This is a genomic window from Micromonospora sp. C28ISP2-4 (assembly GCF_030519385.1).
GTDB classification, from domain to species: domain Bacteria; phylum Actinomycetota; class Actinomycetes; order Mycobacteriales; family Micromonosporaceae; genus Micromonospora; species Micromonospora tulbaghiae.
Genome location: NZ_JAUMKG010000005.1, coordinates 481,660 through 502,980, shown reverse-complemented (window position 1 = coordinate 502,980; position 21,321 = coordinate 481,660). Strand labels below are relative to the sequence as shown.

At 71.9% G+C, this 21,321-nt stretch carries 23 protein-coding genes; 11 read left to right on the top strand and 12 right to left on the bottom strand.

The genetic code is table 11. From position 1 onward, the window contains the following. Nucleotides 1-146 precede the first annotated feature (146 nt). Complete coding sequence (locus tag Q3W68_RS21225) at nucleotides 147-911, top strand: ABC transporter ATP-binding protein (protein ID WP_302907100.1); 765 nt, start codon at nucleotides 147-149, stop codon at nucleotides 909-911. Beyond that, nucleotides 911-3,460: an ABC transporter permease gene (locus tag Q3W68_RS21220; protein WP_302907099.1), complete on the top strand. Its 2,550-nt coding sequence runs from the start codon at nucleotides 911-913 to the stop codon at nucleotides 3,458-3,460. Before Q3W68_RS21225 ends, Q3W68_RS21220 begins: the two co-directional genes overlap by 1 nt. A gap of 52 nt (nucleotides 3,461-3,512) precedes the next feature. Here the strand turns inward: Q3W68_RS21220 and Q3W68_RS21215 are convergent, their stop codons facing one another. The 4 genes from Q3W68_RS21215 to Q3W68_RS21200 all read right to left on the bottom strand — a co-directional run bounded on the left by Q3W68_RS21215 (nucleotide 3,513) and on the right by Q3W68_RS21200 (nucleotide 6,224). After that, on the bottom strand, nucleotides 3,513-4,151 hold the full coding sequence (locus tag Q3W68_RS21215) for an HAD family phosphatase (protein WP_302907098.1): 639 nt from the start codon (nucleotides 4,149-4,151) through the stop codon (nucleotides 3,513-3,515). Nucleotides 4,152-4,266: 115 nt separating this feature from the next. Further along, complete coding sequence (locus Q3W68_RS21210) at nucleotides 4,267-5,007, bottom strand: neutral zinc metallopeptidase (RefSeq protein WP_302907159.1); 741 nt, start codon at nucleotides 5,005-5,007, stop codon at nucleotides 4,267-4,269. A 180-nt stretch (nucleotides 5,008-5,187) separates the two neighbouring features. Further along, on the bottom strand, nucleotides 5,188-5,370 hold the full coding sequence (locus Q3W68_RS21205) for a hypothetical protein (protein WP_013286093.1): 183 nt from the start codon (nucleotides 5,368-5,370) through the stop codon (nucleotides 5,188-5,190). A gap of 179 nt (nucleotides 5,371-5,549) precedes the next feature. After that, entirely contained in the window at nucleotides 5,550-6,224 is a 675-nt protein-coding gene (locus Q3W68_RS21200; protein WP_302907097.1) for a cation transporter, read from the bottom strand. A gap of 101 nt (nucleotides 6,225-6,325) precedes the next feature. Between Q3W68_RS21200 and Q3W68_RS21195 the strand changes: the two genes are divergently transcribed. Genes Q3W68_RS21195 through Q3W68_RS21185 form a run of 3 tightly spaced genes read left to right on the top strand, consistent with a single transcriptional unit; the run spans nucleotide 6,326 to nucleotide 7,454 of the window. Then, nucleotides 6,326-6,655, top strand: a complete 330-nt coding sequence (locus Q3W68_RS21195) for a hypothetical protein (protein WP_302907096.1) — start codon at nucleotides 6,326-6,328, stop codon at nucleotides 6,653-6,655. After that, nucleotides 6,655-7,122 carry a MerR family transcriptional regulator gene (locus tag Q3W68_RS21190; RefSeq protein ID WP_302907095.1) on the top strand — a complete coding sequence of 156 codons (468 nt, stop codon included), beginning with the start codon at nucleotides 6,655-6,657 and terminating at the stop codon, nucleotides 7,120-7,122. The genes Q3W68_RS21195 and Q3W68_RS21190 overlap by 1 nt, the downstream gene beginning before the upstream one ends. Continuing rightward, on the top strand, nucleotides 7,119-7,454 hold the full coding sequence (locus tag Q3W68_RS21185; RefSeq protein ID WP_302907094.1) for a YnfA family protein: 336 nt from the start codon (nucleotides 7,119-7,121) through the stop codon (nucleotides 7,452-7,454). The genes Q3W68_RS21190 and Q3W68_RS21185 overlap by 4 nt, the downstream gene beginning before the upstream one ends. A gap of 11 nt (nucleotides 7,455-7,465) precedes the next feature. Here Q3W68_RS21185 and Q3W68_RS21180 read toward each other — a convergent pair whose 3' ends face one another. Beyond that, on the bottom strand, nucleotides 7,466-7,885 hold the full coding sequence (locus tag Q3W68_RS21180; RefSeq protein ID WP_302907093.1) for a hypothetical protein: 420 nt from the start codon (nucleotides 7,883-7,885) through the stop codon (nucleotides 7,466-7,468). A gap of 121 nt (nucleotides 7,886-8,006) precedes the next feature. Between Q3W68_RS21180 and Q3W68_RS21175 the strand changes: the two genes are divergently transcribed. Both Q3W68_RS21175 and Q3W68_RS21170 read left to right on the top strand, forming a co-directional pair. Beyond that, nucleotides 8,007-9,005 (top strand): RNA polymerase subunit sigma-70, encoded by a 999-nt coding sequence (locus tag Q3W68_RS21175; protein ID WP_302907092.1) that lies wholly within the window; start codon nucleotides 8,007-8,009, stop codon nucleotides 9,003-9,005. Next, a complete protein-coding gene (locus tag Q3W68_RS21170) occupies nucleotides 9,005-9,703 on the top strand; it encodes a DUF6069 family protein (protein ID WP_302907091.1) in 699 nt (232 codons plus the stop codon). Before Q3W68_RS21175 ends, Q3W68_RS21170 begins: the two co-directional genes overlap by 1 nt. A gap of 3 nt (nucleotides 9,704-9,706) precedes the next feature. On the opposite strand, the gene Q3W68_RS21165 is transcribed toward Q3W68_RS21170, so the two are convergent. Next, entirely contained in the window at nucleotides 9,707-10,111 is a 405-nt protein-coding gene (locus Q3W68_RS21165) for a hypothetical protein (protein WP_302907090.1), read from the bottom strand. 275 nt (nucleotides 10,112-10,386) lie between these two features. Between Q3W68_RS21165 and Q3W68_RS21160 the strand changes: the two genes are divergently transcribed. Then, a complete protein-coding gene (locus tag Q3W68_RS21160; RefSeq protein ID WP_302907089.1) occupies nucleotides 10,387-10,788 on the top strand; it encodes a hypothetical protein in 402 nt (133 codons plus the stop codon). Nucleotides 10,789-10,863: 75 nt separating this feature from the next. Here the strand turns inward: Q3W68_RS21160 and Q3W68_RS21155 are convergent, their stop codons facing one another. Beyond that, a complete protein-coding gene (locus Q3W68_RS21155) occupies nucleotides 10,864-11,445 on the bottom strand; it encodes a hypothetical protein (RefSeq protein ID WP_302907088.1) in 582 nt (193 codons plus the stop codon). Nucleotides 11,446-11,478: 33 nt separating this feature from the next. Here Q3W68_RS21155 and Q3W68_RS21150 point away from each other — a divergent pair, with 33 nt between their 5' ends. Then, nucleotides 11,479-11,709 carry a hypothetical protein gene (locus Q3W68_RS21150; RefSeq protein WP_302907087.1) on the top strand — a complete coding sequence of 77 codons (231 nt, stop codon included), beginning with the start codon at nucleotides 11,479-11,481 and terminating at the stop codon, nucleotides 11,707-11,709. Between the two features lie 64 nt (nucleotides 11,710-11,773). On the opposite strand, the gene metH is transcribed toward Q3W68_RS21150, so the two are convergent. Continuing rightward, nucleotides 11,774-15,298 (bottom strand): methionine synthase, encoded by a 3,525-nt coding sequence (gene metH, locus Q3W68_RS21145; RefSeq protein ID WP_302907086.1) that lies wholly within the window; start codon nucleotides 15,296-15,298, stop codon nucleotides 11,774-11,776. A gap of 241 nt (nucleotides 15,299-15,539) precedes the next feature. Between metH and Q3W68_RS21140 the strand changes: the two genes are divergently transcribed. Both Q3W68_RS21140 and Q3W68_RS21135 read left to right on the top strand, forming a co-directional pair. After that, a complete protein-coding gene (locus Q3W68_RS21140) occupies nucleotides 15,540-16,409 on the top strand; it encodes a PAC2 family protein (protein ID WP_013286081.1) in 870 nt (289 codons plus the stop codon). Between the two features lie 114 nt (nucleotides 16,410-16,523). Beyond that, a complete protein-coding gene (locus tag Q3W68_RS21135) occupies nucleotides 16,524-17,315 on the top strand; it encodes a GntR family transcriptional regulator (protein ID WP_302907085.1) in 792 nt (263 codons plus the stop codon). A 294-nt stretch (nucleotides 17,316-17,609) separates the two neighbouring features. On the opposite strand, the gene mshC is transcribed toward Q3W68_RS21135, so the two are convergent. The 4 genes from mshC to Q3W68_RS21115 form a co-directional block, all read right to left on the bottom strand. Then, nucleotides 17,610-18,848: a cysteine--1-D-myo-inosityl 2-amino-2-deoxy-alpha-D-glucopyranoside ligase gene (mshC, locus tag Q3W68_RS21130; RefSeq protein ID WP_302907084.1), complete on the bottom strand. Its 1,239-nt coding sequence runs from the start codon at nucleotides 18,846-18,848 to the stop codon at nucleotides 17,610-17,612. A 67-nt stretch (nucleotides 18,849-18,915) separates the two neighbouring features. Further along, complete coding sequence (locus tag Q3W68_RS21125) at nucleotides 18,916-19,734, bottom strand: SCO1664 family protein (RefSeq protein WP_302907083.1); 819 nt, start codon at nucleotides 19,732-19,734, stop codon at nucleotides 18,916-18,918. Continuing rightward, a complete protein-coding gene (locus Q3W68_RS21120; RefSeq protein WP_013286077.1) occupies nucleotides 19,731-20,312 on the bottom strand; it encodes a DUF3090 domain-containing protein in 582 nt (193 codons plus the stop codon). The genes Q3W68_RS21125 and Q3W68_RS21120 overlap by 4 nt, the downstream gene beginning before the upstream one ends. Before the next feature lie 87 nt (nucleotides 20,313-20,399). Next, nucleotides 20,400-21,113 carry a histidine phosphatase family protein gene (locus tag Q3W68_RS21115; RefSeq protein ID WP_302907082.1) on the bottom strand — a complete coding sequence of 238 codons (714 nt, stop codon included), beginning with the start codon at nucleotides 21,111-21,113 and terminating at the stop codon, nucleotides 20,400-20,402. Nucleotides 21,114-21,321: the final 208 nt, after the last annotated feature.

Below are 21,321 nucleotides of genomic sequence, written 5' to 3'. Positions count from 1 at the left end.
ATGGGGGTCGACCCTCACCGGAAGATCGGCTGGATTCCACCCCAGGTCGGAGGGCTTTCCGACGCGCAACCCCGAGGATGGAATCCGCCGCACCGACCAGCGGGGGCGGTGCGGCATGAGAACGACAGACGGAAGAGGTAGATGACGTGACCGCGACGGTAGGCCGACAGCAGGCCGCGGCCCGGGCGAACGACGTGTGGAAGGTGTACGGCAGCGGCGAGGCTCAGGTCGTCGCGCTGCGGGGGGTGAGCGCCGAGTTCGAACGCGGCCGGTTCACCGCGATCATGGGGCCGTCCGGCTCGGGCAAGTCCACGCTGATGCACTGCCTCGCCGGTCTGGACACGGTGACCAAGGGCACGGTCAAGATCGGCGACACCACAGTGACCGGGCTCAACGACTCCGGCCTGACGAAGCTGCGCCGCGACAAGGTGGGCTTCATCTTCCAGCAGTTCAACCTGCTGCCCACGCTCACCGCACAGGAGAACATCCTGCTCCCCCTGTCCATCGCGGGGCGCAAGCCCGACCCGGCCTGGTACGACACGGTGATCGACACCGTCGGCCTGCGGGAGCGGCTCGGGCACCGCCCGGCGCAGCTCTCCGGCGGCCAGCAGCAGCGCGTGGCGTGCGCCCGGGCGCTCGTCGCCCGCCCCGAGGTGATCTTCGCGGACGAGCCGACCGGCAACCTGGACTCCCGCTCCGGCGCCGAGGTGCTCAAGTTCCTGCGCAACTCGGTCCGCGAGCACGGCCAGACCATCGTGATGGTCACGCACGACCCGACCGCCGCCGCGTACGCCGACCGGGTGGTGTTCCTCGCCGACGGGCAGATCGTCTCGGAGCTGATCGAGCCGACCGCCGAGACGGTGCTGGACACGATGAAGAAGCTGGACGCCCCGGTCGAGGTGGGCAACTGATGCTGCGGGCAACGCTCAAGAGCCTGCTGGCGCGCAAGCTGCGCCTGCTGCTGTCCGGCCTGGCGGTGGTGCTCGGCGTCATGTTCGTCTCCGGCGCGTTCGTGCTCACCGACACGCTCGGGCGGTCCTTCGACGCGGTCTTCGCCGACGCGTACGCCGAGGTCGACGTCAGCGTCGAGGCGAAGCCGAAGATCGACGTCTCCACGGCCGAGGGCATGCCGGTGAGCACCCCGATGCCGGCGTCGGTGCTCGACCGGGTCAAGGCGGTGCCGGGCGTCGCCGACGCCAAGGGTGTGGTGGCCGCCGAGGGCGCCCGCATGATCGGCAGCAACGGCAAGGTGGTCACCTCGTTCGGCCCGCCGCAGCTGGGCCAGAACTGGCTCGGTGAGAGCGACCTGGTGGAGATCCGCGAGGGCCGCGCGCCGCAGGCCGACGACGAGATCGTGATCAACGCCGCGCTGGCCGAGGCGGGCAAGGTCAAGGTCGGCGACCGGGTCGGCGTGCTGACCCTGGCCCCGAAGAAGGAGTTCACGCTCGTCGGCGTGTTCGGCTACAGCGGTGGCCGGGACTCGATCGGTGGCGCCAACGAGATCTACTTCACCACTCCGGTGGCGCAGCAGCTGATGCTGGGCGAACCGGACGTGTTCAGCAACGTCAGCGTCCAGGCGGCCGGCGGCACCACGCCGGAGGCGCTGCGTGACGAGGTGGCCCGCGCGGTGGGCGCCGACTACCAGGTCAAGACCGGTGAGCAGCTCGCTGCCGACGCCTCGGCCGGCCTCAAGGAGGGGCTGTCGTTCTTCAACAAGATCCTCCTCGGGTTCGCCGCGGTGGCGCTGCTGGTCGGCACGTTCCTGATCCTCAACACGTTCTCGATCATCGTGGCCCAGCGCACCCGTGAGCTGGCCCTGATGCGGGCCATCGGGGCCAGCGGCAAGCAGGTCATCGGGTCGGTGGTGCTGGAGGCGCTCGCTGTCGGCCTGATCGCCTCGGTGCTGGGGCTCGCCGCCGGCATCGGTGTGGGCGCGCTGCTGGCGTACCTGTTCGGTCAGCTCGCCGGGGGTCTGACCCTGGCCGGGCTGGGCGTGCCGGCCTCGGCGGTGATCGGCGCGTTCGCGGTCGGCATGCTGATCACGGTGATCGCCGCGCTGCTGCCGGCGCTGCGCGCCTCGCGCATCCCGCCGATCGCCGCGATGCAGGACGTCGCCACGCCGGATCGGCCGCTCACCAAGGTCACCATCGGCGGCGCGGTGGTGACCGGCATCGGCGCGGTGCTGCTGTTCCTCGGCCTGGGCGGGCACGCCGGCGACAGCACCCTGGCGACCATCCTCGGCGGCGTGCTGTTCGCGTTCATCGGGGTGGCGCTGCTGACGCCGGTGATCAGCCGGCCGGTGGTCTCGCTGCTGGGCGCGATGTTCTCCTGGTCCGTGCCGGACAAGTTGGGCCGGCTCAACTCGGGCCGCAACCCACGCCGCACCGCGATCACCGCGGCCGCGCTAATGGTGGGCATCGCCCTGGTCACCGGCGTGACGGTGATCCTGGACTCGGCCAAGGGCAGCATCGGCAAGCTGGCGGAGGACACCGTCAAGGCCGAGCTGGTGATCTCCGGGTCCACGACCGGGCCGCGCCCGGCGAGCTTCGACCCGGCGGTGCTGGAGAAGGCCGCCGCGATCCCGGGTGTGCGGATGGTCAGCGGCGAGTACGGCGACATGGCCGTGGTCGGCGGCGAGCGGACCTGGGTGGCCGCGTCGAGCAACGTGGCCGCGCTCCAGCAGATCTTCGGGGCGAAGGCGACAGCCGGTGACATCAGCCGGCTGGCGCCGGACCAGATGCTGGTCAGCTCGGACACCGCCAAGGCACGCAACCTCGCCGTCGGTTCGTCGGTGCCGGTGCAGCTGTCCCGTGGTGAGGCCCGCACCTACACGGTCAGCGGCATCTACTCCAGCTCGCAGTTGACCAACCCGGTGACGCTGCCGCCGCAGGCCACGGCGGACTTCAGCATCCCGCAGCCGATCCAGGGCTTCCTCCAGCTCGCCCCCGGCACGTCGGTGGACGCCGTGCAGCCGCAGGTCGAGCGGCTGCTGGCGGACAGTCCCGAGGTGTCGGTGGCCGACCGGGCCGCGTTCATCGAGCAGCAGACCGGTCAGCTGGACTCGCTGCTCCAGATGATCCAGATCCTGCTGGCGCTGGCCATCGTGATCGCGGTGCTGGGCATCATCAACACGCTCGCGCTGTCGGTGCTGGAACGCACCCGGGAGCTGGGCCTGCTGCGGGCGATCGGCCTGCGCCGCGCCCAGACCATGCGCATGATCACGGTCGAGGCGGTGGTGATCTCCATCTTCGGCGCGCTGCTCGGCGTGGTGGTCGGCACCGGTCTCGGCGCGGCGGTGGTCGAGGCGCTCAAGGACGAGGGCATCACCGACCTGGTCCTGCCCTGGGGTCAGATGGTGACGTTCCTGCTCCTGGCCGCGATCATCGGTGTGGTCGCCGCGGTGCTGCCGGCGATCCGGGCCGCGCGGATCAACGTCCTGGGCGCCATCGCCCACGACTGACGTGAAAGGAAGGGCCCCTTCTTAACGCCTCGCGCATAGGAAGGGGCCCTTCTTAACGGTTGAGCAGGGCCGCGAGCAGCTCCAGGTCCGCTCCGGTGAGGCTCTCCAGCTGGTGTACGCCGTCGGCGGGTGCCAGCGGCACCTCGGCCGGTACGGCCAGCACCGCCGCCCCGGCGGCCAGCGCGCTCGCCACACCGGTCGGTGAGTCCTCGATCGCCACGCACCGCTCGACCGGCACGCCCAGCAGACGCGCGGCGGTCAGGTACGGCTCCGGGTGCGGCTTGGCGGCGTCCACCTCGTCGCCGCAGACCACCGCGTCGAAGCTGTCCCGGCCCAGCGTGTCCAGGGCCACCTCGACCAGGGCCCGGCCGCTGGAGGTGACCAGCGCGGTGGGGATGCCGGCGTCCCGTACCGCGTGCAGCAGCGCCAGCGCGCCGGGACGCCACTGCAGCCCGGTGCGGAACAACTCCAGGATCCGGGCGCTGATCCAGTCGGCGCTGGCCTGTACGTCCCGCTCCGGCTGGCCCAGGTCGTCGTGCACGATCGCCATCGCGTCGGCCATGCCGGTGCCGACGATGGCGCGGCGGGCGGAGTCGGACAGGACACCGCCGTACTCGGCGGCCAGCTCCTGCAACGCGACGTCCCACAGTTTCTCGCTGTCGACCAGGGTGCCGTCCATGTCGAAGAGCACGGCGGCGGGGTGTGGGCTGCTCAGCGGGGGCCTCCTTCGGTACGCGTACCCCGCCGATCCTGCCAGCCGCGCCCGGTGCGCCCGTCACCGTCCCCGACCGGGGTGACTCGCGGCATCACCCGAGGCCGCAGGCGCCGAGCGACTTCTCGTACCCGCGGAAGAACGAGTCGCTGCGCTGCTCGGCGGTGCCGTGCGAGCCCTCGGCGAACCACGGCTGGTCCGGGTCGTCGCCGACCGCCAGCAGCCCTTCCCGGAACTCCTCCAGGTCACCGTCCTCCAGCTGCAGAGCCCCGGACCGCACGCTGTCCCCGAGGTACGCACCGGCCATGCAGTCGGCCTGCAGTTCCTGCTGGATGGTGAAGTTGTAGCGGATGCCCAGCCGCACCTGCATGCCGTGGGCGTACTCGTGGCCGAGCAGGTAGAACAGGAACGCGTCGCCGACCTGCCGGAACGCCGCCACCGACCAGTTCACGTCGTAGGCGATGAAGTCACCGGCCGAGCAGTACACCGCGTTGTTGCGCGGCAGCCCCTGCCCGCCGCAAGCCACCTCGCCCTCCCGGGTGTACGGCACCACCCGCCGGATCGGCGTGAACCGCTGACCGGAGGCGCGGAACTGCTCCGCCCAGTAGCGTTCCGCCGACCGGACCGCGTCCTGGAAGTCCTGCTTGAACTCGGCCACGCTGGTGGTGCCGTCCGCCCGGGTGGTCTGCGACTCGGGCTGCCCACTGCGCTGTGGTGCGGGCTGCTGCGGCTCGCCCTGGTCGTAGCCGCCGGCCATGCACCCGGCCGCCACCAGCGCGGCCACCACCAGTCCGGCGATCGGCCCGCGCCCCTGACGTCCCGCCCTGTCCCCCACCATGACCTCCCGGCTGTCGCACCCGTGCCGCACCAGTACCCCGGCAGGCGCGGGTGATACTCACCTGCTCTCACGTACCGCCGCCGGGAAACGTTCACCGGGCCACGGCGAGCAGGGACCTCCACTGGCGACGCCAAGGGGAGCCCTCGTCGGCACGAGCGGGAAGCGGACCGGCGCCGGTCAGTCCAGGCCGCGCATGATGTGCGGCTCGCCGTCGTCGTCGCCGAAGCAGCGGTGCAGCACCTGGGCGCGCGCCCACAGGTCCAGGCTGCTCGGCGGTCCGACCGGCCCCGTGCCGGCGGGCGTGGTGGTCAGCACGGGAGCCGGTTCCGGCGGGACCTGCGACGTCACCTCGTCGGTCATGTCCGCCCCTTTCGTCGTACCCATGCTCGTCCGCGGGCGTTTCCGCCACGTCAACTCCGACGGCGCGGGCGTGGACGCGGCGCGCCTGACCCACGCCGGCCCGTACTCCGGTGACGGTAGCCCTCCGAGCCGTCGAGCACACCCGTATTCCCGACGTCGCCGCAGGTCGCGGCCGGTGATCACGTCCGCGCGTCGCGCCCGCCGCCCGGGCCGCAGGTGGCGCAGCAGGCGTCGCCGCGCCAGGCGTCGCGGCCCTCACGGACCGCGACCACGGCGATCACCAGCGCCGCGACCGGGTCGGCCCAGGACCATCCGAACAGGCCGTTGAGGGCCAGCCCGACGAGCAGAACCACCGAGAGGTACGTGCACAGCAACGTCTGCTTCGAGTCGGCCACCGCCGACCGGGAGCCGAGTTCACGGCCGGCGCGCCGCTGCGCGGCCGACAGCACCGGCATCACGATCACGGAGAGCCCGGCGAGCACCAGCCCGACCGACGAATGCGCGGCCTCGGCGCCCCCGAGCAGCGCCCGGGCCGCCTCGACCGTGACGTACGCGGAGAGCGCGAAGAACGACACCGCGATGACGCGCAGCGCGACCCGCTCCCGGGCCTGCGGGTCCGGACCGGCGAACTGCCACGCCACGGCTGCCGCGGAAGCCACCTCGATGACCGAGTCGAGACCGAAACCGATCAGGGCGGTCGAAGACGCGACGGCACCGGCGCCGAGCGCCACCACCGCCTCGATCACGTTGTAGGTGATCGTCGCGGCGACCAGCAGCCGTACCCGGCGGGTGAGCAGCGCGCGGCGGTCCGGCGCCGGGCCGGCGGGCGCGGCGGGGATCAGCGGCAGGCTCATCAGCGGCATCCAGGCGTCCGCATGCCGCGACCATACCGCGTGTGCTTCGTCCCGGTGCCGGGCTTGCATCCGGTACCGGGGTACGGGCTTACCGTCGAGACGTGACCGACGACTCCTGGGTGCCCGACGCGTGCACGCTGCCGACGGCCGAGCGGCCGCTGCGGCTGGCCGAGTTCGACGCGCTGTTCCGCGACGCGCTGCGCGGCGTCGACCGGCTGTCCGCCGGGCATCTGCGGCTGCACCTCGACGGCCGCGCCGAACCGGTGGCCCGGGACCTGATCGCCCGCGAGTCGGCCTGCTGTTCCTTCTTCGCGTTCGAGCTCGCCCGCCCGGCCGGCGACACGCTGAGCCTGGACATCCGGGTTCCGGGCGCCAGTGTCGCCGTACTCGATGCCCTGGCCCTGCGGGCCACTGCCGCGCGGGGCCGGTGATGGGTGAGCCGGAGCTGCGCAGCGGCCAGGTCGCCGACGCGGCCGGGGTCAACGTGCAGACGCTGCGCTACTACGAACGGCGCGGGCTGCTGGCCGCGCCCCGGCGGTCGCCGGGCGGGCATCGGCTCTACCCGGCCGAGACGGTCACCCTGCTGCGGGTGGTGAAGGCCGCGCAACGTCTCGGCTTCACGCTCGACGAGGTCGCCGGCATGCTGCGGGCCGGGCGACGCGGCCGGGGCGTGGGCCTGCAGGAGCACGCCCGGCGGAAGCTCGCCGAGGTGGAGCGGCGGCTGGCGGACCTCACCCTCGTCCGCGACACGCTCCGTGCCGCGATCTCGGCCGGCTGCGACGACCCGGTCGAGTGCGCCGACAGCGCGTGCTGCCCCCTGCCCTTCGCCGAGGCCGCGCCCGCCGGCCGGGCCGCCCGGCCGGGACGGGACTCGGTGTCGCTACGGTCTGACGCATGACTGTCGTACGGTCCGTCCTGCTGTTCCTGCTCGCCGCGCTCGCCGAGATCGGCGGCGCCTGGCTGGTGTGGCAGGGGTGGCGGGAGAACCGCGGACTGCTGTGGATCGCCGCCGGGGTGATCGCGCTCGGCGCCTACGGGTTCGTGGCCACGTTCCAGCCGGACCCGAACTTCGGCCGCATCCTCGCCGCCTACGGCGGCGTCTTCGTCGCCGGGTCGCTCGCCTGGGGCATGGTCGTCGACAAGTTCCGGCCCGACCGCTACGACCTCGTCGGCGCGGCCATCTGCCTGGTCGGCGTCGCCGTCATCATGTACGCCCCGCGGACGGGCTGACGGTCCCGCCGTCACTTGTACCGGGCGACGAACTCGTCCGGACGCAGCCGGATCCCCTCGCTGAGGTACTGGAAGTCGAGGGTCACCTCGGCCCCGCCGGCCCGCTGCGCCATCTCCCGCAACGGCATGGCGAGGAAGTAGCTGCTCAACGGGATGACCGTCGTCTCACCCTCCGGGTACGGCACGTGCAGGAGCGCGAGGGCGTGGCTCACCGGTGGGTGAACGACGCCGTGCTCGTCCCGCCGGTAACCGCCGTAGCTCACCTCGGCGATCCAGGAGACCTCGCCTGCGACCGAGGCCAGGCGGTATTCGCGCAGGGCTTGCGCCAGGAGCGACCCGAGCGTGCGATCGGGGCGCACGTCGAGGGTCACGCGGTGGGAGTCGACGTCGTCCCCCATGCACACGGAGTCGCGGTCGATCGAGATCAGCACGGCGCTCACGGTAGTCCCGCGGGTCACGTTCGGGACCGCGGCGGCCGGCGCTCGTGATGAGTTTCCGCGCCCGTACCCGTCACACCTGTGACAGGCCACGACGAAGCGGGAGGATGACGTGATGAGTGCGGAGACGCGACCGGCGGACCCGGGCGTACGCGACCTGGGCGCGGTCGACGAACCGGCGTTCACCGGGATGGCGGAACGCCACCGGCGGGAACTGCACGTGCACTGCTACCGGATGCTCGGATCGTTCGAGGACGCCGAGGACACCGTCCAGGAGACCTTCCTGCGGGCCTGGCGGCGGCGGGACACCTTCCAGGGACGGTCGACGTTCCGGGCCTGGCTGTACCGCATCGCCACCAACGCCTGCCTGGACCTGCTCGCCAAGTGCCGTCCCGAGCCGGCCGCCGGCGGTGAGGTGCGGTGGCTGCAGCCGTACCCCGACCGGCTGCTCGACGAGCTGCCCGCCGCCGGCGCGGACGAGCCGGAGACCCTCGCCGTGGCGCGGGAGACGATCGAGCTGGCGTACCTGGTCGCGGTCCAGCATCTGGCGCCGCGTCCGCGCGCCGTGCTGATCCTGCGGGACGTGCTCGGCTGGCCGGCCAAGGACGTCGCGGAACTGCTCGGCGACACGGTCAACTCGGTCAACAGCGCGTTGCAACGTGCCCGGGCGGGCATGCGGGAACACCTGCCCGCGCAGCGCCAGGACTGGACCGGCGACGAGACGGACACCCGGACCCGCGAGCTGGTACGCCGCTTCACCGACGCCAGCATCGCCAAGGACGTCGACGGCCTCGCCGCCATGCTGCGCGACGACGTGCGCTGCTCGATGCCTCCCACCCCGGGCCTGCAGATCGGCCGCGAGGCGGTGGTCGCCGACTGGGTCGCGGACGGCTTCGAGAGCCTGGGCAGCCTGCGGGCCGTTCCCACGGCCGTGAACCGGCAGCCGGCCGTCGCGTTCTACCTCTGGCAGGAGCGCGAGGGCGCGTACCTGCCGCTCACAGTCGACGCCCTGCGCGTCACCGGCGGGGCGATCACCGAGATCTTCACATTCCACGCCGACCAGTTCCCGCGACTCGGGCTGCCGGACCGCCTGCCGGCCGACACCACGCCGTAGTGCCCGCGCGAACGGTCGCGCTGCCCGGCGGCGCGCGCGTCCCGGTGGTCGCGGACCGGTGGCGTCACGCGTACGGCGTGGTCACGCGCGGACGGGTGCAGCTGGAGTTGCGCGACGGCACTCCCGGGCCGGTCCTCGGCCGCGACGCCGGTTTCTGGCTGCGCGGCACCGGCGTACGCGCGCTGCGCAACCCCGGCCGTCGCACCGCGACGGTACGGATCCTCACTCCTCACCTCGAAGCCCGGAGGAACGACATGATCAGCAGCACCGACACCGAGGTCACAGTGGGCCGCCCGCACGGCTTCCGGCGGCTCGCCGTCACCGGCCTGGTCGCCGCGCTCGCCGCGATGGTGGTCACCACGCTCGCGGCCGCGCTCGCCCGGGCCGCCGGCGTGGACTTCGAGATCCCCGACGGCGGCGAGACGATCCCGTTGGGCGGGTTCGTCGTGGTGACCGGGTTCTTCTCGCTCGTGGGCGTCGTCATCGCCGCCGTACTGCTGCGGTTCAGCGCCCGCCCCGCGCGGCTGTTCGTGCGGACGGCGGTGGCGCTGACCGCGCTGTCGATGGTGCCGCCGTTCCTGGTCGGGGCGGCTGCACCGACCGTCATCGCCCTGGCCGGGCTGCACCTGGTCGCGGCGGCGGTGATGATCCCCGCCCTGACGCGAAGCCTGCGGGTCAGCTCTCCGCGAGGAGCTTGACGGCTACTCGACCGTGGTCGCGGAACGGCGGAGGGCCACCTTGGTGCCGCCGAACGCGACGAGCCAGGGCAAGACCAGGAAGCCGCCGCAACCGATCACGATCAGCCACAGCGTCTCGCTCGGTTTTCCCTGGTGCTCCAGTTCGGGCCACGTGAAGGCACTGCCGAGCAGCGACAACGCGTAGAACAGGACGACCACGATCGCGGCAGCCCTACCGATCCGGCGGCTGAGCCCGATGCCCGCAGCGCAGAGAAACCCGAGCCCGGACATGAGAACGGGGGCGTAGTACATGCCGGACAGGACGACAAAGGTGGAGTACATCGCGCCGGGGTCGAGATCCGACTCCGCCAACGGTGGCGGGCCGGCTCCGACCGCGTGGACGACAGCGGAAAGGGCGGAGTTCACCACTTCGGACTCCTCGCGCCGGGACGCTCGCACGCCGTCGGGATCGATTCCTCAGTCTGGCACCGGTCAGGCCGCCAGGCTGACCGGCAGTCGTGGGCACGTCACAAAATGATGCGATCTACAGGGTGCGATGCGAAAAGTCGGGAACGTCGATGTGGACCACACGCCGGACGCCGCCAGTCGGCGCCCGACGCCCGCTGCCGGCTGACCGACGCGTCGACCTTCGGGGCGTCCGCCATCACGGCGGGCGCCCCGCGCTCGTACGCTACGTTGATCGAGTGCCCGTACCCCGGCTGATTCCCATCGCGCACGAGCCCGACCACCGGACGGACACGGTCGGCCGCTACGACGGAGGGCTGTTCCTCGCCTCGGCGTGGGACCACCACGCGTACGTGCACCTCTTCGACCACGACGGGACGTACCGGAACTCGACCATCACCCGGGTTCCGGATCGAGGCGCGCTGAGCGAGGCGCTCGACGGGCTGCTCGCGAGCCTGCCCGGCAAGTCGTACGGCGACATCGCCGTACAACTGTTCCAGACCCGTCACGACGGCGTCGTCTTCGGTCTGGTCGACGAGTCCGGCGACCGGGCGGGCGACGGCAGCCACGTCGACTGGGTCGAGCTGTATCCGGATCGCCTCGGGTTCCACGAGCCGTGGGACGGGCTCTACGACACGTGACGGCCGGCGTTGTGCTCCTCACAGGCCGGAGCTCCGCCAACCGCTCGTTGACGGAGCCCGACGCGTTCCTGTCGGTCAGGGTGCGAGGGAGAAGTCCGCCACGACACCCTTGTGGTCGGAGTTGGTGTCCCCGACGATGCGGTAGTCGGTCATCCACATGACCTGGGAGCTCTCGATCCGCTTCCAGAAGTAGATGTAGTCGATGTGCCGGTTCCCGTGCGTGCCGGTCCCCTTCTCACCGTAGAGGTTGTAGACGGAGCGGAGGTTCGGCAGCTCGTTGGCCTCGAAGACCTTCCACGGGAACTTCTCGTACCCGCGGGCCTTGTCGGCGCTGAAGTCGACGTTGAGGTCGCCGCTGACGATGACCTGCCCGTCGGCCTTCTTCTCGCGGGCCAGCTCCTTGACCTCCGCGAACTGCTGCTCCGCGCACCGGGTACGCGGAAGGTCTTCCGGCCAGCCGTTGTTGTCGATACCGGCGACGGCGTGGAAGTTGATGTGGAACACGAACCTCCCGGTCGCCTTGTGCCGGTACTTGACCCAGTTGTTGTAGCGCGGCGGCGGTGGCTCGTCGGGGTTGGTGTCGCACACGAACTTCGACCCCTTGTCGACCACTTCGAACATGCTCTTCTTCGCCAGCAGGGCTTCACCGGCCGTCACCTCGCGGCGCGGCCCGCCGTCAGCGCCGCACACATGCGCGGTGAGGACCTCGGCGTCTTCACGCACGGCAAGGTGGAGATCCTCAACCCCCGCAACGGCGACCAGGCCAGGGACTGGCCGGACGTGCTCGCGTACCTGAAGGACTTCTACGGCGACGACACCTTCGACTGGGACAACGACGTGGTCTACTACCGGCTGCATCCGCACTGGATGACCGTCTATGCCCCAGACATCGCAAAGCTCACCGTGGCGTCCCAGCCCTGATCCACAGCACGGGCCAACCGATGCGGCGGCCTGTTCGCTTCGAACAGGTCGGCAGCATCCGGCGTCACTTGGCGTTGAAGTAGTTCGCCTCCGGGTGGTGCACCACGATCGCGTCGGTGGCCTGCTCCGGCACCAACTGGAACTCCTCCGACAACTGCACCCCGATCCGCTCCGCGCCCAGCAACTGCACGATCTTCGCCCGATCCTCCAGGTCCGGGCAGGCCGGGTAGCCGAACGCGTACCGGCAGCCCCGGTAGTCGGTGCGCAGCAGACCGGCCAGGTCGGCCGGGTCGTCGTCAGCCACGGTGCCGCCGCCGGGCAGCACCAGCTCGGCCCGGATCCGCCGGTGCCAGTACTCCGCCAGGGCCTCGGTGAGCTGCACGGACAGGCCGTGCACCTCCAGGTAGTCGCGGTACTCGTTGCCGGCGAACATCTTCGCCGTGTACTCGCTGATCGGCTGCCCCACCGTGACCAGCTGCAACGCCACCACGTCGAGCTGGTCGCCCTTGGGCCGGAAGAAGTCGGCAAGGCACAGCCGCCGCTCCTGCCGCTGCCGGGGGAAGGAGAACCGGGCCCGCTCGCTGTGCCCGTTCTCGTCCAGCACCACCAGGTCGTTGCCCTCGGAGTACGCCGGGAAGTAGCCGTACACCACGGCCGCCTCCAGCACCTGGTCCGAGATCAGGCGGTCCAGCCAGTACCGCAGCCGGGGCCGGCCCTCGGTCTCGACCAGTTCCTCGTACGACGGTCCCTTGCCACCGCGCGCGCCGCGCAGTCCCCACTGGCCCAGGAACGTGGCCCGCTCGTCGAGCAGTGCAGCGTAGTCGGCCAGCGGCACGCCCTTGACGACGCGGGTGCCGAAGAACGGTGGCTTCGGCACCGCCACGTCCACCGCCACGTCGGAGCGGACCGACGCGTCGTCCAGTTCGGGCAGCGCCTCGCGCACCTGCGCCCGCTGCCGCTCGCGGCGCTCCCGGCGGGCCGCCAGCGCCGCCTCCCGCTCCGGGTCGACCACCGGCGCGCCGCCGCGCTTGGCCGCCATCACCCGGTCCATCAGGGACAGCCCCTCGAACGCGTCGCGGGCGTAGTGCACCTGACCCGGGTAGATCGACCGCAGGTCGTCCTCGACGTACGCGCGGGTCAGCGCCGCGCCGCCGAGCAGCACCGGCCAGCGCTCGGCCACGCCCCGGGAGGCCATCTCGGCCAGGTTCTCCTTCATGATGACTGTGCTCTTGACCAGCAGGCCGGACATGCCGATCGCGTCGGCCCGGTGCTCCTCGGCCGCGTCGAGGATCGCGTTGATCGGCTGCTTGATGCCGATGTTGACCACGTCGTAGCCGTTGTTGGACAGGATGATGTCGACCAGGTTCTTGCCGATGTCGTGCACGTCGCCCTTGACCGTGGCCAGAACAATCTTGCCCTTGCCGGCACCGTCTTCGGAGTCGGTCTTCTCCATGTGCGGCTCCAGGTAGGCCACCGCGGTCTTCATCACCTCGGCGGACTGGAGCACGAACGGCAACTGCATCTGGCCGGAGCCGAACAGCTCGCCGACCACCTTCATGCCGTCCAGCAGCAGGTCGTTGATGATGGACAGCGGCGTACGCCCCTGCGCCATCGCGGTGTCCAGGTCGGCCTCCAGGCCGTTGCGCTCACCGTCGATGATCCGCCGCTTGAGCCGCTCGTCCAGCGGCAGCGCGGCCAGTTCCTCGGCCCGGGTGGCGCGCGCCGACGCCGCGTCCACGCCCTCGAAGGCCTCGATGAACCGCTGCACCGGGTCGTAGCCCTCGCGACGGCGGTCGTACACCAGGTCGAGCGCCACCTCGCGCTGCTCGTCCGGGATCCGCGACATCGGCAGGATCTTGCTGGCGTGCACGATCGCCGAGGTCAGCCCGGCCTGGGCGCACTCGTGCAGGAACACCGAGTTGAGCACCTGCCGGGCCGCCGGGTTCAGGCCGAACGACACGTTCGAGATGCCGGCGGTGAAGTTGACGCCCGGGTAGCGCGCGGCGATCTCCCGGATCGCCTCGATCGTCTCGATGCCGTCGCGGCGGGTCTCCTCCTGCCCGGTGGCGATCGGGAACGTCAGGGCGTCGATGAGGATGTCCTCCCGGCGCATGCCCCACCGGCCGGTCAGGTCGTCGATCAGCCGGCAGGCCACCCGTACCTTCCACTCGCGGGTGCGGGCCTGGCCCTCCTCGTCGATGAGCAGCGCCACGACGGCGGCGCCGTGCTCCTTGACCACCGGCATGATCCGCGCGTAGCGGGAGTCGGGGCCGTCGCCGTCCTCGAAGTTGACCGAGTTGACCACGCACCGGCCGCCGAGCATTTCCAGCCCGGCCTCGATAACGGCCGGCTCGGTGGAATCCAGCACGATCGGCAGCGTCGAGGCGGTGGCGAACCGGCCGGCCAGCTCACGCATGTCCTGCGTGCCGTCGCGGCCCACGTAGTCGACGCAGAGGTCCAGCAGGTGCGAGCCGTCCCGGGCCTGGCTGCGGGCGACCTCCACGCAGGCCTGCCAGTCGCCGGCGAGCATGGACTCGCGGAACGCCTTCGAGCCGTTGGCGTTGGTCCGCTCCCCCACCATCAGGATGCTGGCGTCCTGCGCGAACGGCACGTGGTGGTAGATCGAGGAGACGCCGGCCTCCGGCTTCGGCTCCCGCGCCGCCGGCGCCCGTCCCCCGAGTCGCTCGACCAGCACCCGGATGTGCTCCGGGGTGGTGCCGCAGCAGCCGCCGATCAGGGCCACGCCGTAGTCGGTGACGAACTGCTCCAGCGCGTCGGCCAGCTCGTCCGGGCTGAGCGGGAAGTACGCCCCGTCGGCGGTCAGCACCGGCAGGCCCGCGTTCGGCATCACCGAGACCGGGATACGCGAGTGCTGCGCCAGGTAGCGCAGGTGCTCGCCCATCTCCGCCGGGCCGGTGGAGCAGTTCAGCCCGATCAGGTCGACGCCGAGCGGCTCGATCGCGGTCAGCGCGGCGCCGATCTCGCTGCCCAGCAGCATGGTGCCGGTGGTCTCCACCGCCACCTGGCAGATGATCGGCACGTCCCGGCCGGCCTCGGCGCGGGCCCGCTTCGACCCGACCACCGCCGCCTTGACCTGGAGCAGGTCCTGGCAGGTCTCGATGATCAACGCGTCCGCCCCGCCGGCGATCAGACCGGCGGCGTTCTCCTGGTACGCGTCTCGCAGCGAGGCGTAGCTCGCGTGGCCGAGGGTGGGCAGCTTGGTGCCCGGGCCCATCGAGCCGAGCACGAACCGGGGGTGCTCCGGCGTCGCGTACGCGTCGGCTGCCTCCCGCGCGATCCGCGCGCCCGCCTCGGACAGCTCCCGGATGCGGCCGGGGATGCCGTACTCGGCGAGGTTGGGCAGGTTCGCGCCGAACGTGTTGGTCTCCACGCAGTCCGCGCCGGCCGCCAGATAGGCGTCGTGCACGCCGCGGACCACGTCCGGCCGGGTCACGTTGAGGATCTCGTTGCAGCCTTCGAGGCCGTCGAAGTCGTCGAGGGTGAGATCGGCGGCCTGGAGCATCGTCCCCATCGCGCCGTCCGCGATCAGGATCCGATCGGCCAGCAGGTCACGCAACGAAATAGGCACATGCCCCAGGTTAGTGCGCCCGAGTGCGGCAGAGTCACCCGAACCGGGCCTTCCCACATTCTGCCCACCGCGCCGCCGTACACCATTCCTCCGGTTCGCCCGGGTGGTCCGGCCCGGCGACCGGCGCGGCCGACGGGCCGGGCCCGGCGGCGGCACGTAGGCTGACGGACGTGAAGGACAACAGGGGTGCGACCGTGCGACGGGGCGGCGCCGCGCCCGACGAGCAGGGTGAGGTGACGGCGTGACCGAGTTCGACGGGCTGCCGGTACTGCGCTCGCCGGTCGCCATCGCGGCCTTCGAGGGCTGGAACGACGCCGCCGACGCCTCCACCGCCGCCGTGGAACACCTGGAGCAGGTCTGGCAGGCCCGGGAGGTGACCGAGCTGGACCCGGAGGACTTCTACGACTTCCAGGTGAGCCGCCCGACGATCACCATGGCCGACGGGGAGACCCGGCGCGTCGAGTGGCCCACCACGCGGTTCATGGTGGCCAGCCCGGAGGGCACCGAGCGGGACGTGGTGCTGATCCGCGGCATCGAGCCGAGCATGCGCTGGCGTACGTTCTGCGAGCAGGTGCTGGAGATCTGCCACAGCCTGGAGGTCGAGCGGGTGGTACTGCTCGGCGCGCTGCTGGCCGACGTGCCGTACACCCGGCCGCTGCCGATCAGCGGCAGCGCGTCGGACGCCGACGCGGCCAAGCGCTACCAGCTCACCCCCACGCGGTATGACGGGCCGACCGGCATCGTCGGCGTGCTGCACGACGCCTGCACCCGGGCCGAGGTCGACGCGGTGTCGTTCTGGGTGCACGTGCCGCACTACGCGAACAACCCGCCCTGCCCGAAGGCCACCCTCGCGCTGCTGCACCGGGTCGAGGAGGTGCTCGACCTGCCGGTGCCGATGGCCGACCTGGCCGAGGAGGCAGCCGAGTGGGAGCAGCGGGTGCGCAGTGCCGCCGAGCAGGACGCCGAACTCGGCGAGTACGTGCGTGAGCTGGAGGAACGAGTCGGCGACGCCGGCATCACCCCGTTGACCGGGGACGAGATCGCCCAGGAGTTCGAGAAGTACCTGCGTCGCCGCGGCGGTTCCGCCGGGCCGACCGCGGGTTCCTGGTAGCTCTTTTCGTCGAAGCCGGGCTCCCTTGTCGGGGCCCGGTTTCTGCGTGTCCGGGGTGGCGCCGTCACACCCTCTAGGGCATCCTAGGAACCTAGCTGTCACGAGGAGGCGGGCATGCAGATCAACCCCGGCGCGGCCGAGTTCCCGCACCGGCAGATCGCCGCGCAGCTCAAGGCGCAGGTGCGCCGCGGCGACTGGGGTCCGGGCGAGCGGCTGCCGTCCATCCCGGCCATCGCCGAGATGTTCGGCGTCGCGAAGCAGACCGTGCAGCGCGCCGTCGACCAGCTGCGGGTCGAGGGCGTCCTGATCACCAAACCCGGCTCCGGTACGTACGTCCGGGGCACCCGGCGCCGCCTCAACCGCCTGTCCCGGGGCCGGTACGGCGGCTTCCGCGGCTACCACACCGACCTGGCCGCCCGGTACCGCCAGCAACTCGTCTCGGTCGGCCGCTCCCCCGCCCCGGCGGAGGTGGCCGACGCGTTCGGCGTCACCGACGGCACCGAACTGCTCTGCCGGCGGCACCTGGTACGCACCGACGACTCCCCGGTCGAGGTCGGCGCGTCGTGGTTCCTGCCCGCCGACACCGCGGGCACGTCACTGGAGCGGGCCGAGGCGTTCGGCCGGCCGCTCTACCAGGAGGCCGAGGAGGTCACCGGCCGGCGGTACGTCACCGCCACCGACACGATCAGCGCCCGCCAGCCCAGCCGGGAGGAGGCGGAGATCCTCCAGATCCGCCCGGACACCCCGGTGCTGCACCTGTTGCACGTCGCCTACGACGAGCGGCACAAGCCGATCGAGGTCGCCCAGGCCACCTGGCCCGGCCCGATGACCACGCTGACGGAGGAGTACAAGATCCCCGCCCCCGCTCCCGACCAGGACCCCGACCCCGGCCTGGTCCTGGGCTGACCCACCGCACCCCAGCCCTCGGCGATCTTGCACTTTTCCGCCCGGACTCGTGGGGCATTCAGGACATTCCGAGGGCCACAACTGCAAGATCGCCGAGGGCTGCGGGCCGGGCACGCCTGAGTGGAACACCACGGGTGTCAAACCGCCCTCGACACACCCGTCACGTTCACCCGCCCCCGGGTTGGCGCGATCTTGCACTTTTGGCCCTTGCGAACCCGTACGGAAGGGGCGGAATGTGGGCCGCAAGTGCAAGATCGGCGCGCGGGAGGGCGCGCGGGAGGGCTGGCGGGTGGGTTAGAGGGCGATGCCGAGGAGGGCGTCTACCGTGTCGCGGAAGAGAGCCGGGGCGGTCTCGTCGTCGGTGACGCCGTTCAGGGCTCCTTCGGCCCAGCGGTCAGCCGCCGCCAGGGCGCCCGGAGTGTCCAGGTCGTCGGCCAGGCGCTCGCGTACCTCGGCCAGCAACGTCGCCCCCGACGGCCCGGCCGGCGCGGCGGCGGCCCGCCGCCAGCGGCCCAGCCGCTCCTGCGCCTCGGTGAGCAGCTCGTCGGTCCAGGAGCGGTCGCTGCGGTAGTGCCCGCTCATCAGCGCCAGCCGGACCGCCATCGGGTCCACCTTGTCGGCCCGCAGCCGCGACACGAAGACCAGGTTGCCCTGGGACTTCGACATCTTCTCGCCGTCCAGCCCGATCATGCCGGCGTGGACGTAGTGGTCGGCGAACGGGGCCTCGCCGGTCAGCCGCTCGGCGTGCGCGGCGGAGCACTCGTGGTGCGGGAAGATCAGGTCGTTGCCGCCGCCCTGCACGTCGATCCGGTCGCCGAGCAGGTTCAACGCGATGACAGTGCACTCGATGTGCCAGCCGGGTCGGCCCGCGCCCAGCTCGCCGCCGGGCCAGGACGGCTCGCCCTCGCGGGCGCCGCGCCACAGCAGCGGGTCGAGCGGGTCGCGCTTGCCGGCGCGCTCCGGGTCGCCGCCGCGCTCGGCGAACAGCTCGATCATCTGCTCGCGGGTCAGGTTCGACTCGTAGCCGAACCGGGGCGCGGCGGAGACGTCGAAGTAGACGTCGCCGGTGCCGTCGTCGAGCCGGTACGCCGCCCCGTCCTTGAGCAGCACCAGCACCTTCTCGGCGATGTCCGGGATCGACTCGACCGCGCCGACGTAGTGCGCCGGCGGGATCATCCGCAGCGCCTCCATGTCCTCGCGGAACAGGGCGGTCTCCCGCATGGCCAGGACCTTCCAGTCCTCGCCGTCGCGCTCGGCGCGCTCCAGCAGCGGGTCGTCGATGTCGGTGACGTTCTGCACGTACCGCACGTCGAGGCCGGCGTCGCGCCACATCCGCTGCACCAGGTCGAACGTGATCATGGTGGCGGCGTGCCCCAGGTGCGTCGCGTCGTACGGGGTGATGCCGCAGACGTACATCGAGGCCGCGCCCTCGGGCCGGCTGGGATGGGCGCCCTGCCGCGCCGAGTCGTACAACCTCAGCGACACGCCCTCGCCGGGCAGCCGTGGCACCTCGTGTCCCGCCCAAGACTCCATGACCGCCAGCCTAACGATCCGTCAGACGCTCGGGTGCCGCCCTACGGGTGATCAACGCGACAGCGGCTCACATCGGCGGCCAGGGCATCGCCGGCCACTCCTGCGGCGGCAGCGGGAACCGGCCGCTCTCGCGCAACCGCTCGACCCGTTCCGCCAGCGCGGCCAGCTCACCGATGGTCAGGTGCTCGGACAGTTCCTCGCCGAGCGTCCCGCGCAGCTGCCCGGTCAGGCCGTCGAGCATTTCCACCGCGTCCGGCGGCAGCTCGCGGCCGGCCCAGCCCCACAGCACCGTACGCAGCTTCTCCTCGACGTGGAAGCTCACGCCGTGGTCGACGCCGTAGATCCGGTCGTCCGGGCCGACGAGCACGTGCCCGCCCTTGCGGTCCGCGTTGTTGATCACGGCGTCGAGCACGACGAGCCGGGCCAGGCGGGGGTCGTCGGCGTGGGCCAGCGCGTACGCCGCCCCGTCGTCGTCGCGGGCCGCGGCGACCGGGAACCAGCGCGGCGGGATCTCCCGCGCCGGCACGAAGCCGACCAGCGGCTCGGCGTCGTCCGGCTCGTCGATCCAGAGCTGGCACGAGCCGGGACCGAACGGCCCGTCGCGCAGCACGGTCGGGGGCACCAGGTCCCAGCCGGTGGCCCGGGACACCAGGTAGGCGGACACCTCCCGGCCGGCGAGCGTGCCGTCCGGGAAGTCCCAGAGCGGGCGCTCGCCGCGTACCGGCTTGTAGACACAGTGCGCCGTCACGTCGCCGAGGGCGATGACGCCGCGCAGCGTCGCGTTGGAGGCGTCGACGAGCCGCCCCTCCACTGTCAGCTCACCGTCGGCGAGCAGCCGCAGCGCCTCGGCGCCGTCCTGTCGGGGCTGCAGTTCCGACGAGGTCACCGGTGATAGCCGTTGTGCCGGGGGCAGAGGTGACCGGCCGGGTCGAGCGGCTGGCCACACAACGGGCAGGGGGGCCGGCCGGCGTTCACGACGCGCTTGGCGCGCTCGATGAACTCACGGGTCGCCTCCGGGGTCAGCCGCACCCGGAGGCGGTCGAGGTCGTCGTCCGGCTCGTCCGGGTCCTCATCGGCGTCGTCGTCCGCGTCGCCCAGCTCGACCTCGACCTCCGCCTCACCGACGGCGATCGCCTCGATCACCACCGTGGCGGTGTCCACGTCGAAGGCCAAGCCCAGCGTGCCGACCCGGAACTCCTCGTCCACGGGTGTGTCGAGCGGCTCGTTGTCGCCGGTCACCGTGGTGACCGGCTCCGGCAGCTTCACGCCGAAGCGGCGCTGCGCCTCGGCGAGCAGCTCCTCGAGCTTCTCGGCGAGCAACGACACCTGGACCTTCTCCAGCGACACGCTGACCAGCCGGCCGCCGCCGCGCGCCTGGAGGAAGAACGTGCGCTCCCCCGGCGGGCCGACCGTACCGGCGACGAACCGCTCCGGCGGCTCGAAGGCGTGCACCTGGTGCGTCATACCCACGACCCTATCCGGCGTGTGGAAGCACCGCGCAGCCCACCGACGCCGAATCCGCCCAGAGCGAACGCGCCGCGCACTCCCTGCTCACCCGGCCGCGCCCGCGCCTCCGCCCACCGCCGCGTCGGACTCGGCCGCCCGCGCCGGCCGCCGGCGCCGCTTGCGCGGCGGCGGGACCAGCGCCGACAGGTCACCGCCGGTGTCGTTGAGCCGGACCAGGAACGGCCGCAACGGGGTGTAGCGGATCGCCGTCACCGACGCCGGGTCGGCCACGATCCGCTGAAAAAGATCAAGGTGTACGCCGAGCGCGTCCGCCACGATCGCCTTGATCACGTCGCCGTGGCTGCACGCCAGCCAGACCGCCTCCGGCCCGTGCTCGGCGGTGACCCGCGCGTCCCACGCCCGTACCGCGGCCACCGCGCGCGCCGACATCGCCGCCATCGACTCCCCCTGCGGGAACGCGGCGGCGCTCGGGTGCTGCTGCACCACCGGCCAGAGCGGCTCCTTCGCCAGCTTCTTCAGCGACTGCCCCTCCCAGTCGCCGTACCCGCACTCGATCAGCCCCTCGTCGACCACCGGCTCCGCCTCCGGCAGCGCCAGTTCCAGGGTCTGCCGGCAGCGGATCAGCGGGCTGGTTACCACGGCCGCCAGCGGCAGCCCGGCGAGGCGCGCGCCGACCGCCGTCGCCTGCGCCCGGCCGGTGTCGTCCAGCTCGACCGGTTGCCGCCCGGCCAGGCCGCCGTCGGCGTTCGCGGTGGTCCGGCCGTGTCGCAGAAGGAGAAGGGTCGCCACGCTGACCACCCTAGGCGGTACGCCCCGCGGTTGATCGTCCCGCCACGACGCCCTCGGTCCGCCACCCCTTCCCGGGGCAACGCGGGCGGTGCTCGCCCGCATCCCCCCTCGGCCGAGATCTCGGCGGCCGTCGTTCCTCCGAACACCAGCTAGCCGGATTCCCCGACCGCCCCCGACTCCCATCCCGTTGATCATGAACACGTCGGACATATCGGGC

Bases quoted from the DNA above. Each gene is read 5' to 3' on its own strand.
- mshC (WP_302907084.1), bottom strand. From the start codon at position 18,848: ATGGAGTCTTGGGCGGGACACGAGGTGCCACGGCTGCCCGGCGAGGGC.
- Q3W68_RS21185 (WP_302907094.1), top strand. From the start codon at position 7,119: ATGACTGTCGTACGGTCCGTCCTGCTGTTCCTGCTCGCCGCGCTCGCC.
- Q3W68_RS21135 (WP_302907085.1), top strand. From the start codon at position 16,524: ATGCAGATCAACCCCGGCGCGGCCGAGTTCCCGCACCGGCAGATCGCC.
- Q3W68_RS21200 (WP_302907097.1), bottom strand. From the start codon at position 6,224: ATGAGCCTGCCGCTGATCCCCGCCGCGCCCGCCGGCCCGGCGCCGGAC.
- Q3W68_RS21205 (WP_013286093.1), bottom strand. From the start codon at position 5,370: ATGACCGACGAGGTGACGTCGCAGGTCCCGCCGGAACCGGCTCCCGTG.
- Q3W68_RS21120 (WP_013286077.1), bottom strand. From the start codon at position 20,312: ATGACGCACCAGGTGCACGCCTTCGAGCCGCCGGAGCGGTTCGTCGCC.
- Q3W68_RS21150 (WP_302907087.1), top strand. From the start codon at position 11,479: ATGCGCGGTGAGGACCTCGGCGTCTTCACGCACGGCAAGGTGGAGATC.
- Q3W68_RS21190 (WP_302907095.1), top strand. From the start codon at position 6,655: ATGGGTGAGCCGGAGCTGCGCAGCGGCCAGGTCGCCGACGCGGCCGGG.
- Q3W68_RS21175 (WP_302907092.1), top strand. From the start codon at position 8,007: ATGAGTGCGGAGACGCGACCGGCGGACCCGGGCGTACGCGACCTGGGC.
- Q3W68_RS21220 (WP_302907099.1), top strand. From the start codon at position 911: ATGCTGCGGGCAACGCTCAAGAGCCTGCTGGCGCGCAAGCTGCGCCTG.